Raw genomic sequence first — 13,562 nt, 5'->3', positions numbered from 1 at the left:
GAAGTCCTTGAAGACTAACTATGGACGTAGCCAAAGTAGAAGTGTGACGCGCGCTGCTAGCTGAGCGCGCCGCCCTGCCAGAGGGCGTCGAATGGGGCGTGGGATTCCTTGCGGTTCTTGATGCCCTCGGTGACCATGCGCTTCGCGGTGCGGGCGGCTTCAAGCGGAGTGGCGCCCTTCGCGAGTTCGGCCGTCACGGCAGCAGCCAAGGTGCAACCGGCGCCGGAAACCGCGTGCTCGCCGATCTTCGGGGCGCTCAAGACCTCGAGGGTTTCGCCGTCGTAGAAAACGTCAATCGCCTCGTCGCCGGACAAGCGCACGCCGCCCTTTGCGAGCACGGCCGCGCCGCTGATCTCGTGGATAGCCTTCGCGGCGGCCTTGAGGTCTTCAACGTTGTTGATGGTGAGGCCAGAAAGCTGCTCGGCCTCGAAGTGGTTCGGGGTGACGAAGGTGGCCTTGGGTAGCAACTGTGCCCTGAGGGCCTGATCCGTATCCAGGGCGTGGCCGGGTTCCTGACCCTTGCAGATCAACACAGGATCCAACACCACGTTGTCCCACTCTTGGGCATCCAGCGCGGTGGCCACGGTGTCGATCGTGACGGGGGAGCCCATCATGCCGAGCTTGACCGTCTTCAGCTCGCCCGCGTAGCAGGCTTGGATCGCCTCGAGCTGATCCGCAATCACTTGAGCCTCTACCGGCACAAAGCGGTGATTCCACTGGTCCTTCGGGTTGAAGGAGACAATGCACGTGAGCGCCACAATGCCGTAGGTGCCCAGCTCCTGGAACGTCTTCAAATCAGCTTGCGCGCCAGCTCCGCCGGTCGCTTCAGAACCAGCAATGGTCAGCGTGAGGGCTGGAACGGCGGTGTTTTGGGGCGCGGAAGTGTCAACAGAAGCAGGTGAAGTCATGCCCTATATTCTATGCCGTTCGCTTGGGAGGCGACGTCGTGAGAAAATTGACGGTCAAGTGCTAATACAGCGGGCAGTTATTGACGCTCTTGTGCTCCGCGCATCTGGTCATGCGGGGACAAGAAGAACTGTCTGGCGAACCACTTTCGATAAGGAAAATCATGAACACCGGCTCATCATCCGTGCCTTCCGCGCCTAGCGCGAACTCCGCCCAGACCATCCGCCGCGCAGCCTTCGCCGCAGCTGGTAGCCCCTACTTCTCCACCGTCTTGGCCATTATGGCCGTGGTGGTCATCCTCTCCAACATTGGCGCCTCTAAGGGCGTGACCTTCGGCCCGATCGTTACCGACGGCGGCTTCTTCCTCTTCCCGCTCGCCTACATCCTGGGAGACGTGATCTCTGAGGTCTACGGCTTCAAGGTAGCCCGCCGCGCGATCATCACCACGTTCGCGCTCGCAGCGTTCTCCACGCTGTGCTTCTTCATTATGATCATCCTGCCGGCCGCCGAATGGTACGACGGTCAGGCTGCCCTCGAGCGGACCCTCGGCCCGGTCTGGCAGATTGTGGTGGCTTCCCTTGCCGGCTTCATTGTGGGTCAAACCCTGAACTCCTTGGTGTTGGTGCGCATGAAGGAACGCTTCGGCGAAAAGGGCCTCGTTGCCCGTCTCATGAGTTCCACCGGTGTGGGCGAATTCGCTGACACTCTCATCTTCTGCAGCATCGCGGCACCAGTGCTGGGCATCGCTGACTTCGGCACGTTCATCAACTACGTGGTGGTGGGCTTCATCTACAAGACCGCCGTGGAGTTCATCTTTGTTCCTGTCACGTCCTTGGTGATCGGCTGGTTCAAGCGCCGCGAGCCGAGCTACCAGGCGGCTCTTCCGGAAGCTTCCGTAGCCCGTTAAGTCCGCGAACGGACAAATGATGTCATGATGGTGGCGTGATGGAATTTCTGACCGCTACTGGCCTGAGTTCGGCAGCAGGCCTCAACGCGTACATTCCTATGCTCGCGTTGGGCCTGCTGGACCGATTTACTACTTTCGTGAACCTGCCTCCGGCGTGGTCATGGCTCTCCAATGACTGGATGCTGTGGATCCTCGGCGTGCTTCTGGTGGTGGAAGTCATTGCGGACAAGGTGCCCGTGGTGGACTCCATCAACGATGTCCTGCAGACCGTGGTGCGCCCGGCTTCGGGTGGCATTGTGTTCGCTTCTGGCATGGGGGCGGAGACCGTTACCGTCTCTGACCCGGGTTCCTTCTTCGCGAGCGATCAATGGGTCCCTGTGGTGATCGGCGTGGGCATTGCGCTGGCCGTCCACCTGTTCAAGATGGGCTCCCGGCCGGTGCTGAACGCCGCTACCGTGGGCACTGCGGCTCCCGTGGTGAGTGCGGCTGAGGACGGCGCCGCGGTAGGCCTTGCCGCTGCCGCAATTTTTGTTCCAGTCCTCGTGATTGTGCTGATCGCGGCTCTGATCGGCGCTTTCGTTTGGCTGTTTCTCAAAGTACGACGACGCAGCACACCCGAGACTGGGATCCTATAGTTCCAGCCGGGCGACGGTTTCAAAGACCATCCACGCCTGAACTTGTTGCGAGAGTTGCCACGGTTGTTGGCCCACGGTGTTCGTGGAGCTAGCGGCCGTGGCTTCTTTGTTTTCCGCAAGGTGCGTGGTGCCCGGGAAGATGATGATGTCTTGACCGTTCCACGTGGTCTCGACGCGACGGTCCCAGAGGTTCCGGGCGGTAGCGCGAATCAGCGCTTCGGCCGTCACGCGGGTTTCTTCCGGCACGCGGTCATCGTGCGCCACGAGGCCTAAATATCTGCACAGGATGCCGGTGAAAAGACCTCCGTCGCCGTCCCCTTCGGCCTGAAGAGTGGCGCCGTCGGAGAGCGTGAAATGCTCCGCGATACTGCGCACCAGGGCGCTGATGTTTTCCAGATCTTGGGGGCGTCCAAGCTCCAGCATGGCACCCAGAATGGGACCTTGGTTGTAAGTGAAAACGTGGGGAACGAGCTCGACGGAACCGTTCACCATCTTCAAACCATCCATGAGCAGACCGGTTTCCGGATTGCGGAGATTGTTCCACAGCCAGTCCACGAGCGCCGCGGCTCGTTGCGTTTCTCCCGACCGAGCGAAATACACGGCGGCCGGTCCGGTCGCGGCGGTGTTCTTGAAATCGCGGAGGTAATGCCAGTACAGGCCGCCGCCAAGATCGTCCGTTTGCGCCGACTGCAACACGGGCGTTAGGTACGCGGCCACTCGGCGTTCGCGGCGCTCCTTCTTGTTGGCCTGCTGAGCCAGCTGAGCCGAGCGTTGCGCGGCGAGCGCGAGCCACGCCATGTCATCGAAGTACTTGTTGGTGAACTTTAGGCCGTTGCGAAGGCCCATCGTGAAGATGGTGCGGGCGGCGAGTTTTCCGGCGCTCGGCCATCCGCTACGGGTGCTGCGCTGTCCAGTGATGTACTCACGCCAGCCCGCGTCCACGAGGCAGTCCACATAATGCGCTTGCCACCAGTAATGCCACAGTCCTTTTTGGCCCTCCGGTGCTTCCGGCACGTAGGTCCGCCCCAAATGCGTTTCCGGAACCACGCCAAAGAGCCGGTGGCCAAACACCGTCGTGACGCTGCGGGCCGCAAGCGTGGCACGAGCGGAAGCCGCGCGCCAACTAGCGGAAGCGGACAGCGTTTGCCGAGCTGCGTCGTCGTACTGGAAAAGTGGCATTACCGTCCTCTAGAAGTGGTGCGTCTCTGCAAGAGTATCCAGATTTGTACTTGGATTGTTTCACCTTGAGAGATACAATTCAAGTATGAACACGAACGAGGCTCTTCGAGTGCTGGCCGAAGTTACAGTGTCCCAGTGGGGGATGCTGACAACGGCCCAAGCTAACGCGCGTGGGATTTCTCGCGTCCTCCTGTCCCGACTGGCAAAGGCGGGTCATCTCGTGCGTCTATCTCATGGGGTGTATCGAGACGCGGGCGTCCCCATTGATCGCTTTGAAGATCTTCGAGCTGCGTGGCTAAGTACGGAACCAAAGAAGCTCGCTGAAGATCGAATGAAGAATCTTGCACATGGAGTTGTAGTTGGGGGTACATCTGCCGCGCAACTGCACGGAATTGGTGATCTGTGGGCCGAGCGTCATGAATTCGTTGCTCGAGATCGAAAGCAATCCCAAAGGACCGAAATTCGGTATCGTCGACGTCTCCTTGAAGATCAGGATGTCACTCTCGTTGAAGGAATCCCGGTCATGAGAATTGAAAGAACGCTGGCGGACCTTTTGGAAGAAACGCGCGAGCTGAGTCTTGTTGCAGATGCTCTGAGGGATGCCGTCAAGGTTCAGCAGCTAGATGTTGCAAGAATGACCGCGCTCCTTGAACCGCTTGCTGAACGAAACGGTTTTCGCCGACATGACGGCAAATCTCTGCTGGGAAGACTTCTGGAAATCGCAGGGCTCGATGTTGATTCGAAAGCGATGAGGATTTCCCAAGACATAGCGCTGACTGAAAAGGTCGTCCAGCATTATCAGGCAATGAAGTCATCCTCCGGGAGGGAGCAATCTGGTTCGGTTCCCATTATCGATTTCAGTCAGGCGTGGTCGCCTTCAGCACACTCGTGGGGAATCTACAACTATCTGACCCCTGTTAGCACTGGCACTCGGACTAGTTAGCCGTCGAAATCATGCCTGAACAGTACGCCTCAGCGGCTGCCGTGGAGTCTGCGATTCGCGATGCGGCATCGCTGGCTTCGAAAGTGGATGGCGCGCCAAACAAAGATCAGCTCATTCTGCGCGAGTATTTCAACCGGTTTCTCAGCCGTATCTTCTCTGACGGTGAAAGTTCCGAATGGGTACTGAAAGGCGGAACCGGAATACTCGCACGAGTCCCTTCCACTCGCTCCACCATGGACATTGACCTATACCGGGAGGGTTTTAGCCTCGACGAAGCGCTTAAGGAACTGAGAGTACTTTCGTCTGTGGACCTCGATGATCACTTCAGATTTGAATATGTCAAACATGATTCGTCCCTCGCCACGGATGCACAGCCCTACGTAGATGGCTGTCGCGTGACCTTCAATATCTATCTCGGCGTAGCACCAAAAGGAAAGCTTCAGGTGGACCTGGTGACAGGATCGGGCATGACCGAAGAAGCCACGGTGATCGAACCTCAAGGCGCACTGTTGCTTCCTCGGCTGAACAGCAGTCCATACCGCATCCACCCTGTGGTGGATCAAATGGCAGACAAAATCTGCGCCACTATGACCGTGTATAACGGCCGCAATTCAAGCCGTGTGAAGGACTTAGTAGACCTTGTAGTTTTTGCAACTACGCAACGCATCGACGGTACCTCGCTGAGTGAGGCGATTGATTCAGAGCGAAGACGTCGGCGAATGGACTCATTCGAGGAGTTCGTGGTTCCTTCGGACTGGGGAGCTGGTTATGCAAAATTCACTAAGTCAGTGAGGCAATTGCACGCTTACGAAAGCTTTGAACGAGCCGTTGACCTGGTATCTCGGTTGATCGACCCTGCGCTACAAGGAATCGCCAACGGCAGCGTTTGGCAACCAAATTCCCTTCGCTGGGTCCCGGAAAATCCCTCTTAGACCGTATTCCTATGGGCCGCTAAGCGACAGCGCTACCCAAGCTGCGTCGTCGTACTGGAAAACCCCCATCAAAGACCTACTCGAGCCCCTGCGGATCCGGGCCACCCGCGTAGTAGGCGGACAGGAGGCGGTCCTTGAGCTCGAAGAACGTGCCGTTCTCGATGGCTTCGCGCGCGGCGTCCACGAGGCCCACCGTGAAGTACTCGTTGTGAATGGAAATCAGGGTGTGGCTCAAGAGCTCGTTCGCCTTGTGCAAGTGGTGGATGTAGGCGCGCGTGAAGTTCTGGCACGTGTAGCAGCCGCAGCCGTCCACGAGCGGGCTGAAGTCGCGCTTGTAGCGCTTGCCCGTGAGATTGAAGCGGCCGTTGGGGCTGTAGAACGCCGAGTTGCGGGCCACGCGCGTGGGGGAGACACAGTCGAAGGTGTCCGCACCGTTTTCGATGGCGGTGAAAACATCGTCCGGTTCTGAGATGCCCAGCAAGTGGCGGGGCTTGTTCTCGGGCAGCTCTTCGGCGCACCAGCGCACAATCGTGCCGAGGTTTTCCTTCTCAAGGGCGCCACCAATGCCGAAACCATCGAAAGGCATCTCGCCCAAATCTTGGCTGGCTTTGCGGCGCAAATCCTCATACTGCGCGCCTTGAATCACGCCGAAGAGGGCTTGGTAGTCCTTGCCTTCGCGCTCATCCGTGAGGCGGAAGTGCTCCTTGACGCAACGGCGGGCCCACAAGCGCGTGCGCTCGAGCGCTTCCTCTTGATAGGCGCGGGAGTTGTGGAGGGTGGTGAGCTCATCGAACGCGAACATGATGTCCGCGCCAATCTGATGCTGCACCTGCATGGACACCTCGGGGGTGAAACGGTGCATCGAGCCGTCCAAGTGGGACTTGAACCAGACGCCGTCATTGTCCACGTTCGCGAGGCGCTCCTTGCCGGGAGCCACCGCGTCATCGCCGCCCGGGCCGGTGCCAGTCATGTCGATGATCTTCTTGAAACCGGACCCCAAGCTCATGACCTGGAATCCGCCAGAATCCGTGTAGGTGGGCCCGTTCCAGTTCATGAACGCGGACAGGCCGCCGGCCTCATCCAGCACGTCAGCGCCGGGCGCCAAATACAAGTGGTAAGCGTTGGACAGCACGGCTTGCGCGCCGAGTTCGCGGACCTGATCCGGGGTCAGCGCCTTCACGGACGCCTTGGTGCCCACAGCAATGAACGCAGGGGTCTTGATGTCGCCGTGAGGAGTTTTGATAACTCCCGTGCGGCCCTCAAAGCGCTCGCCGTTTGCACCGGTGAGCCGCGTGCCAATCTCGAAGCCGAATTCGGACTGCTTCTCGTGGCTCTCTGGATAATCCACGGGCGCAGGGAACGTTTCGGGTTCAGGATTCAGGCGTTTAAGGGCGTTACGAGTTCTAGACACCCCACCATTTTGCCGTACATTCTGACCCCGCGTGCCGGGCTGCGGCTCAGCGGGCTACTCGCACCAACCCATATGGGCGAGCGCTTGCTTGATGAGATTGCCGCGACCGCCGTCCAAATCAGCGAGCACCGCGGAGCTCAAAGCCTCTTGCGGGGTCAGCCATGTGAGTTCAAGCGCATCCTGGCGCGGGGAGCATTCGCCGCGCACCGGAATGACGTACGCGAGGGCCACCGCATGCTGGCGATCATCCGTGAGTCCGGTCTCCGACGGGGACGGGAAGTATTCCGCCACGGCAAAGGGAACGGGGGAGGGTGGAAGCTGCGGCATCGCGAGTGGGCCGAGGTCTTTTTCCATATGGCGAACCAGCGCCGCGCGGATGGTTTCCCGGTACATCACGCGCCCGGAAACGAACGCACGACGGAAGTTTCCGGCGTCGTCCGCCGTATACAATAGACCGACTTCACTCACATATCCCAGCGGGTCTAACCGCACTGGGATCGCCTCCACGTAAACCATCGGTAGGCGGCGTCGTGCCTCGTACAAGTCCTCATCGGACAGCCAGCCGGGATTAGGATCCGGGGTTCGAACGTTCATATGACTATTGTTAGCGCATTTCCCCTCAAATAGGGTGGATTGCGCGGCCCACGAACCACATTCAGCTATTAGCACGTGCCATACGACTGCCTGCCAGACGTGTGTGCTTTCGTGAAACACCCCTTCGACGAAAGAACCGCATGAAATCCTCGAGCAACATTGCTCCGGACATTGAGCGCCTCACACCCACGGCGGTCATGACCATTTCTGTGCTCATTGTGAGCGCCTTCGTGATGATTTTGAACGAGACCATCATGAACGTTGCTTTGCCAACGCTGATGGAACAGTTCTCCGTGAGCGCTGACCGTGCGCAGTGGCTCGCCACCGCGTTCATGCTCACGCTCGCTGTTGTTATCCCCACCACCGGCTACTTGTTGCGCCGCTTCTCGATCCGTCAGGTCTACACGGCCGCGATGATCTTGTTCATCATCGGTACCGGCATGGCCGCGGCTTCCACCTTCTTCGACATGTTGTTGGTCTCCCGGGTGATTCAGGCTTCCGGCACCGCCGTGATGATGCCGCTCATGATGACCACCATCCTGGACCTCGTGCCGGTATCCCGCCGCGGCCAGATCATGGGCAACGTGTCCATCGTGATCTCCGTAGCGCCAGCCATTGGCCCCACGCTCTCCGGCTTGATTCTCCAGTCTTTGTCTTGGCGTTTCATGTTCTTGATCGTGTTGCCGATCGCTATTGTGGCCCTGATTTTGGGCTTCTCTCGCGTGCCGAACGACGGCGGCGGCCAAGCTTCCCACCTTTCGGTTCCATCGATTCTTTTGTCCGTGCCCGGCTTCGGTGGCTTGGTGTACGGCTTGAGCAACCTCGGTGGAGGGCACGACGTCGCAGCTTCCGGAGGTGCCTCACAGTCCACTATTGCGTGGATTGCGATTGCCATTTCTGTAGTCTGCTTGACCGCTTTCGTGCTGTTGCAGTTGCGTTTGCAGCGCGATAACAAGGCGTTGCTGGATATGCGGCCGTTTACGTTCCGCGATTTCACCTTGTCCTTGATCAGCATGGTGCTGGCGATGGTGGCGCTCTTTGGCATCATCATCTTGGCGCCGCTGTACCTGCAGCAGGTGCGTGGCCTGTCCACCTTGCAGACCGGCCTCATGCTGCTCCCGGGCGGCATCCTCATGGGCGTCATGGCGCCGTTTGTTGGACGTTGGTATGACAAGATCGGTGCTCGCTCACTGGTAGTCCCGGGAGCCATCTTGCTCTCGGTGATCCTGTGGCAGTTCACCCGCTTCGACGCTTCCACGCCGATCTGGCTGATTCTGGTGCTCATGTTCACCATGAACCTGTCCTTCGCCCTTCTCTTCACGCCGTTGTTCACCACGGCGCTGAACCCATTGCCGCACTCCTTGCACTCGCACGGCTCCGCCCTGTTGAGCGCACTGCAGCAGCTCGGCGGCGCGGCAGGCACCGCGCTGCTCATCGGTTTGATGGTCTCCGGCACGGCCACCGCAATGGCGGCTGGCGCCGATCCCATTACGGCCGATGTTGAGGGCCTTCAGCACGGCTACTTGGCGGCTGCCATCGTGTCCTTGCTGATTGTGGTCTTGAGCTTCTTTATGCCGGGCAAGAAGAAGCCGGAAGAGCTTCCAGCGCCATAATGCGTTGACGGTAGCTTCGCGACGTAGCTTTTAGTCGCAGACGCAAAGAAGGCGGCGGAACCCTTGATGGTTCCGCCGCCTTCTTTCTATGTCTGGGGTCTTATTCGCCTACCAGGCTGCACGCCAGTACTGCGCTGCACGCGGGTTCTCTTTAGCGCTCACGCCAAGAGTTTTCGCGGCGTTAGCCGCCCAGTGCGGATCATTCAGCGCTGCACGGGCAATGCTGATGCCGTCCGCCTGGCCGGTCATGAGCAAGGACTCAGCCTGCACAGCAGTGGTGATGGAACCTACCGCGGTGATGAAAATGTCCGGGTTGGCCAGTGCTTCCTTCACTTGGGCAGCCAGCTGGGTTTGGTAGCCCGGACCGATAGGCCCAAAGTACTGGCCGATTCCGGCGCTGGAAAGATCGATGGCAGTCACTCCGAGTTCGGTTACTCGGCGTGCGAGTTCGATGGTCTCCTCGATGTTCCACCCACCATCTACCCAGTCGGTGCCGGAGAAGCGGATGCCAAGCGGCTTGTTCTGTGGCCACGCGGCGCGAACAGCCTTGGTGACTTCAAGGGCCAGACGCATGCGGTTTTCCAACGAGCCGCCCCATTCGTCCGTGCGCTTGTTGGTGAGCGGGGACAGGAATTCGTGCAGGAGGTAGCCGTGTGCGGAGTGGATTTGGATGAAGTCGAATCCGGCCTCGTCGGCTCGGCGAGCAGCGGCGGAGAAGTCGTCAATGACCTTCTGGATGTCTTCCACGGTCATCTCGCGCGGGCTGCGCAAACCGTGAATATCTGTTTCAGAAGGGCCAACCGTCTCCCAACCACCCTGATCAAGCGGGATGGAACCTTTGAAGCCGGCGTCGGCGAGTTCAAGCAAATGTCCGTAGGTGGACGCCTTGCCGCCCGCGTGGGCCAGCTGGACGCCGGCAGCGGCGCCGTAGGAGTGGAGGTAATCGGTGACGCGGCGGAAAGCTGCGGTCTGTTCGTCGTTCCAGAGTCCCAAATCCTGATCGGAAATTCGGGCCTCCGGGCTTACGCCGGTGGCTTCGGCAATGATGAGTCCGAATCCGCCATTAGCGCGAGCGCCAAGGTGAACCAGATGCCAATCGGTGGGTACGCCATCCTTTGCCGTGACTGAGTAAGTACACATGGGCGCGAGGACAGCGCGGTTGCGGAGTTCTAGTCCGTCGCCTTCGAGGGTGCGGATAGTGACCGGGGAGAATAGTTTGCTCACACTGGCGGCAACTGATGATCTCGGGACCCTATTCCCGTTCGGGCAAGATTCCTTAGCGATCCCCGCCGTAGATCCGCACGAAGTTCTGAAGAACTAGCCGCGGCCAAAGGTGATCCTGCTGCTTGGCGGCTTCAATGAGTGACTCAGCCTCTTCGGACGGAAAGTACCCCGCGTGAGCGTAAATCCGAATGCGGGTGATCAAACCTTCTTGATCCAACTCGGGGTGAAACTGCGTCGCGTAGAGGTTGTTCTTCACCTTGAACATCTGGACCGGAGCGGCCGGCGATGTCGCCAAATGGATGGCATGAGCGGGCAGTTTGCTAATGGATTCTTTGTGACCCACGTAGGCGCCGAAGGATTCCGGCAGTCCGGCTAGGAGCGGGTCGTTGCGTCCGGTTTCTGTCAGGCTCACCCACGTGCTTCCTACCGGTTCCGGATAGCTGCGATCCACCACGGCGCCTTGATGAACGCCAAGCGTTCCGACGCCGTAGCACTCGCCCAAGAACGGGGCGTCGTGCTCCACTATCCAATCCAGTAGACGGTTCAGGTCAGCTTCAACGCGCAACTGGACTTCGGACTTGTCCGTATCGGATGCATTGAACGGACTGCCGCCCAGAATGAAACCGGCGAAGCGTTCAGGAGCAAACTCCTCGAGCGGTGGCAGAGGAGTGCTTTCCAGCCGCCAGTGTTCCACGCGGTCCGCGGGCAATCCAGAAAGCGCCAGCGTGCTGCGAATCTCATCCGCCGTAGCCTCATCTGAGGTGCGCGTAGAGATCACCAAGAAAGGCTTGGGCATTAGGGGCACGTTTAGAATTCCGTGGGCTTTCCGCGCAGTGCGCGGCGTTCTGCGTGGGCAATCTGGTAGCGACGATTTTCGGTCGCCAGCACCACAACGAACCCGCAGACGCCGGCCGTGATCGCTACGAGGGCGGAATCGTTAGAGCCGAACAGTCGCGGAATCATGATCCAGAACAGGCCCCAGCCAAAGCCGAGCGCCATCACAATGCGCCCGCGTTCCGTCATGGTCAGCGTGGCGGCAAGCCACGTGAGGCCAATGATCAAGAACGTTGCCCACCAGTCGCCGGGCAACAAGAAGTTCACGCGGTGCATGGTCAAGAACGTGCCCAGATTCATGGCGGCGCTCGTCATGGCGAAACCTAGGAACAGGCCAATCGGGGCATCGATGCACATACGCTCATCACGAGTACGAGCGGTGTGCTGGTTCAAGACGTTCAAGCTGTAGATGAGTACGCCCAGCAAAACAACGCTGATCACCAGGGCGATTCCGTCTGAGCCCTGGCTCGCGAAGAAAAGCCAAGCGGCGCCCAGAATCGCCGCTGCGGCCACGGGGTAGCCCAGTCGGCGCTGACGCACAGACGAGCGTTCGTCGATGGTCCATTGGTAGCCTGCGTAGACCAGCAGCCACAAGTAGATGATTCCCCAGACCAAATACGCGAGCACGCCCATGGACATGAAGCTCACGTTGGGTTCGAACGGAGAGAACTCGCGGTCGTGCACTCCAGGTGCTCCGAAGATTCCCAGCTCCATGAACGCCACCACGGCGCTGGCGATGATTGCCAGCGTGACGACGAGTCGTCGGATGAGATCCTGCGAGGTGGGCTCCGGGTTAGGGGCACGCGAAGGCAGGTTGTACGGCGCCACGTACACGGAGGAGGGAACGGTCTCGATCTCCCACACCGGCTGGTGCGGGCGAGCCGTGGGCTGCAGGATCGCGCGGCTGACCGGCTTGGCGGCCGCGGCGCGCTCTTCTTGTTCGAGCTGCGCGGCAATCTTGGGATCCATGAGCGGATTACGACGACGCAGCTTGGGTTGTTCTGCCGCCTTTGTTGCGCTGTCCTTGGCCGATTCTTCCTCGGCTTGAACCTGCATTCCGGGCACGGATTGGTTGTGCTTGAGGACAGCCTCGCGAGCTTCCTCGACGAGGTGCGCAAGCGAGTCATCCTGAGCGCGCGCGTCGGCGGACTCGTTTTTGCGGTTGGCGCCGGATCGGTCCAAGTGCTGGGCTTCGCTAGCAACGAAACTTGGCGTGCTTGGACGTGTCGCGGCAGGCTTGAAGCGATCGACCTTCGGTTCGGCTGGAGCCGCCGGGGTGGTCTGGACCTTTTCGATAGGACCGGTGAGGACTGCGAGCCGAGCTAGACGCTCTTGTTCCGCACGGTCCTTAGCGGCTTGCTCGGATTCCTTGCGCGCTTCTGCCTTTGCGCGGACGGTCTCGATGTCCTTGCGCTGTTTAGCCTTTTCAGCGGCGCGGCGAGCACGCCAGCGTCCTAACCGGGTGGTCAATTCGCTCGCGGTGGGCAACTCAATGTTGTCGAGCCACGAGGACAAGCCATCGCCAGGCATTTCGCCCTCTGCGCTGGCCTCAGTCTTCTCACCGCTGGCCTCGGGCTTCTCGGTGCTGGAGGCTTTCTTTGCCTCGGAAGTCTGTGCAGATGGAGCGCTCGCAGTAGCTGCGGCGTTCTTTGCGGAATCCTTCTTCTCCGCCGTGGCGCCTGTCATCTCAGCATCGTTGCTGGAATCTGTATCGGGCGAAGCGTCACGCAAACGGGCAAGGGCAGGCGAGACGGCGGCGTCGTCCTCAAAACGGTCTTTCATCGCGGTCTAACTCCCCTCCATCGGCGAACAAGCGTTAAGAGCATGGCGAAAATAACACCTATCAGGGTACCCACAACCATGCCAATCACCGCGGAGGCCCAAGCGGGGAGCCCTGTAGTGGTCCCCACGAAGTAGCCAATTGCCATCATGTACGCGGCCCAAAGTGCGGACCCTACTCCAGTGAACAGAATAAATGGGCGTCTAGCAACACCGCCGAGCGCGGCGGCCACCACAGCCGCCGTGCGACCGCCTGAAAGGAATCGAATACCGATCAACCCGGCGTACGTGGTTTCGGTCCCGATTTTGCGGGTCAACCGGAGCGCGTTGCGGTGAATCCATCGCCCCCACGTGAACCTGTCCAACAGGCGCGTCAGTCGCAGCCTAAACGCATAGAACAAGGCCAGATCGCCTAGCCAGCACCCCAAAAAGGCAGCCAAATACGCGGGAATCAAGAGCAAAGAACCCGTCGCCACCAGCGGACCTGCGCCCAACACAAACAGCTCGCTGGGCGTAGGTGGCACGGAGGCGTCGATCGCCACGAGGACCAGCATCAAAGGGTAGTACCAAGCGCCGTACTCGTTCAGAGGTACGTCCATCGCCGA

Annotated in this window: 13 protein-coding genes; 5 read left to right on the top strand and 8 right to left on the bottom strand. The window is 59.8% G+C overall.

Annotated elements, in window-relative coordinates:
• Window positions 1-56 precede the first annotated feature (56 nt).
• Entirely contained in the window at window positions 57-908 is an 852-nt protein-coding gene (gene thiD, locus HD598_RS05820) for a bifunctional hydroxymethylpyrimidine kinase/phosphomethylpyrimidine kinase (protein ID WP_183664462.1), read from the bottom strand.
• Between the two features lie 161 nt (window positions 909-1,069).
• Between thiD and HD598_RS05815 the strand changes: the two genes are divergently transcribed.
• Complete coding sequence (locus HD598_RS05815) at window positions 1,070-1,813, top strand: queuosine precursor transporter (protein WP_183664459.1); 744 nt, start codon at window positions 1,070-1,072, stop codon at window positions 1,811-1,813.
• A 38-nt stretch (window positions 1,814-1,851) separates the two neighbouring features.
• Window positions 1,852-2,448, top strand: a complete 597-nt coding sequence (locus HD598_RS05810) for a DUF4126 domain-containing protein (protein ID WP_071894197.1) — start codon at window positions 1,852-1,854, stop codon at window positions 2,446-2,448.
• Here HD598_RS05810 and HD598_RS05805 read toward each other — a convergent pair.
• Window positions 2,443-3,627, bottom strand: a complete 1,185-nt coding sequence (locus HD598_RS05805) for a glycoside hydrolase family 76 protein (RefSeq protein WP_183664455.1) — start codon at window positions 3,625-3,627, stop codon at window positions 2,443-2,445. The genes HD598_RS05810 and HD598_RS05805 overlap by 6 nt on opposite strands.
• An 85-nt stretch (window positions 3,628-3,712) precedes the next feature.
• Here HD598_RS05805 and HD598_RS05800 point away from each other — a divergent pair, with 85 nt between their 5' ends.
• On the top strand, window positions 3,713-4,570 hold the full coding sequence (locus HD598_RS05800) for a type IV toxin-antitoxin system AbiEi family antitoxin domain-containing protein (RefSeq protein WP_183664453.1): 858 nt from the start codon (window positions 3,713-3,715) through the stop codon (window positions 4,568-4,570).
• A gap of 11 nt (window positions 4,571-4,581) precedes the next feature.
• Complete coding sequence (locus HD598_RS05795; protein WP_183664451.1) at window positions 4,582-5,502, top strand: nucleotidyl transferase AbiEii/AbiGii toxin family protein; 921 nt, start codon at window positions 4,582-4,584, stop codon at window positions 5,500-5,502.
• A gap of 76 nt (window positions 5,503-5,578) precedes the next feature.
• Here HD598_RS05795 and tgt read toward each other — a convergent pair whose 3' ends face one another.
• Both tgt and HD598_RS05785 read right to left on the bottom strand, forming a co-directional pair.
• On the bottom strand, window positions 5,579-6,883 hold the full coding sequence (gene tgt / locus HD598_RS05790) for a tRNA guanosine(34) transglycosylase Tgt (protein WP_221244753.1): 1,305 nt from the start codon (window positions 6,881-6,883) through the stop codon (window positions 5,579-5,581).
• An 84-nt stretch (window positions 6,884-6,967) separates the two neighbouring features.
• Window positions 6,968-7,507, bottom strand: coding sequence for an NUDIX hydrolase family protein (locus HD598_RS05785; RefSeq protein WP_071894194.1), 540 nt, complete (start codon window positions 7,505-7,507; stop codon window positions 6,968-6,970).
• A 140-nt stretch (window positions 7,508-7,647) separates the two neighbouring features.
• On the opposite strand from HD598_RS05785, the gene HD598_RS05780 reads away from it, so the two are divergent.
• Window positions 7,648-9,120, top strand: coding sequence for an MDR family MFS transporter (locus HD598_RS05780; protein ID WP_183664449.1), 1,473 nt, complete (start codon window positions 7,648-7,650; stop codon window positions 9,118-9,120).
• A 108-nt stretch (window positions 9,121-9,228) separates the two neighbouring features.
• On the opposite strand, the gene HD598_RS05775 is transcribed toward HD598_RS05780, so the two are convergent.
• From HD598_RS05775 to HD598_RS05760, 4 genes are read right to left on the bottom strand one after another with little or no spacing between them, the layout of a single operon-like run.
• Window positions 9,229-10,344: an NADH:flavin oxidoreductase/NADH oxidase gene (locus HD598_RS05775; protein WP_084637132.1), complete on the bottom strand. Its 1,116-nt coding sequence runs from the start codon at window positions 10,342-10,344 to the stop codon at window positions 9,229-9,231.
• Between the two features lie 52 nt (window positions 10,345-10,396).
• The gene (locus tag HD598_RS05770; protein WP_183664447.1) at window positions 10,397-11,140 is read right to left on the bottom strand and encodes a glutamine amidotransferase; all 744 of its coding nucleotides are present in this window, start codon (window positions 11,138-11,140) and stop codon (window positions 10,397-10,399) included.
• Between the two features lie 11 nt (window positions 11,141-11,151).
• Window positions 11,152-12,960 carry a hypothetical protein gene (locus HD598_RS05765; protein WP_071894190.1) on the bottom strand — a complete coding sequence of 603 codons (1,809 nt, stop codon included), beginning with the start codon at window positions 12,958-12,960 and terminating at the stop codon, window positions 11,152-11,154.
• Window positions 12,957-13,556 (bottom strand): DedA family protein, encoded by a 600-nt coding sequence (locus HD598_RS05760; protein ID WP_071894189.1) that lies wholly within the window; start codon window positions 13,554-13,556, stop codon window positions 12,957-12,959. Before HD598_RS05760 ends, HD598_RS05765 begins: the two co-directional genes overlap by 4 nt.
• Window positions 13,557-13,562: the final 6 nt, after the last annotated feature.

The sequence above is a fragment of the Neomicrococcus aestuarii genome (assembly GCF_014201135.1).
Lineage (GTDB): Bacteria > Actinomycetota > Actinomycetes > Actinomycetales > Micrococcaceae > Neomicrococcus > Neomicrococcus aestuarii.
The sequence above is the reverse complement of the archived record's forward strand: the minus strand, read 5'-3'. Positions and strand labels throughout refer to the sequence as shown.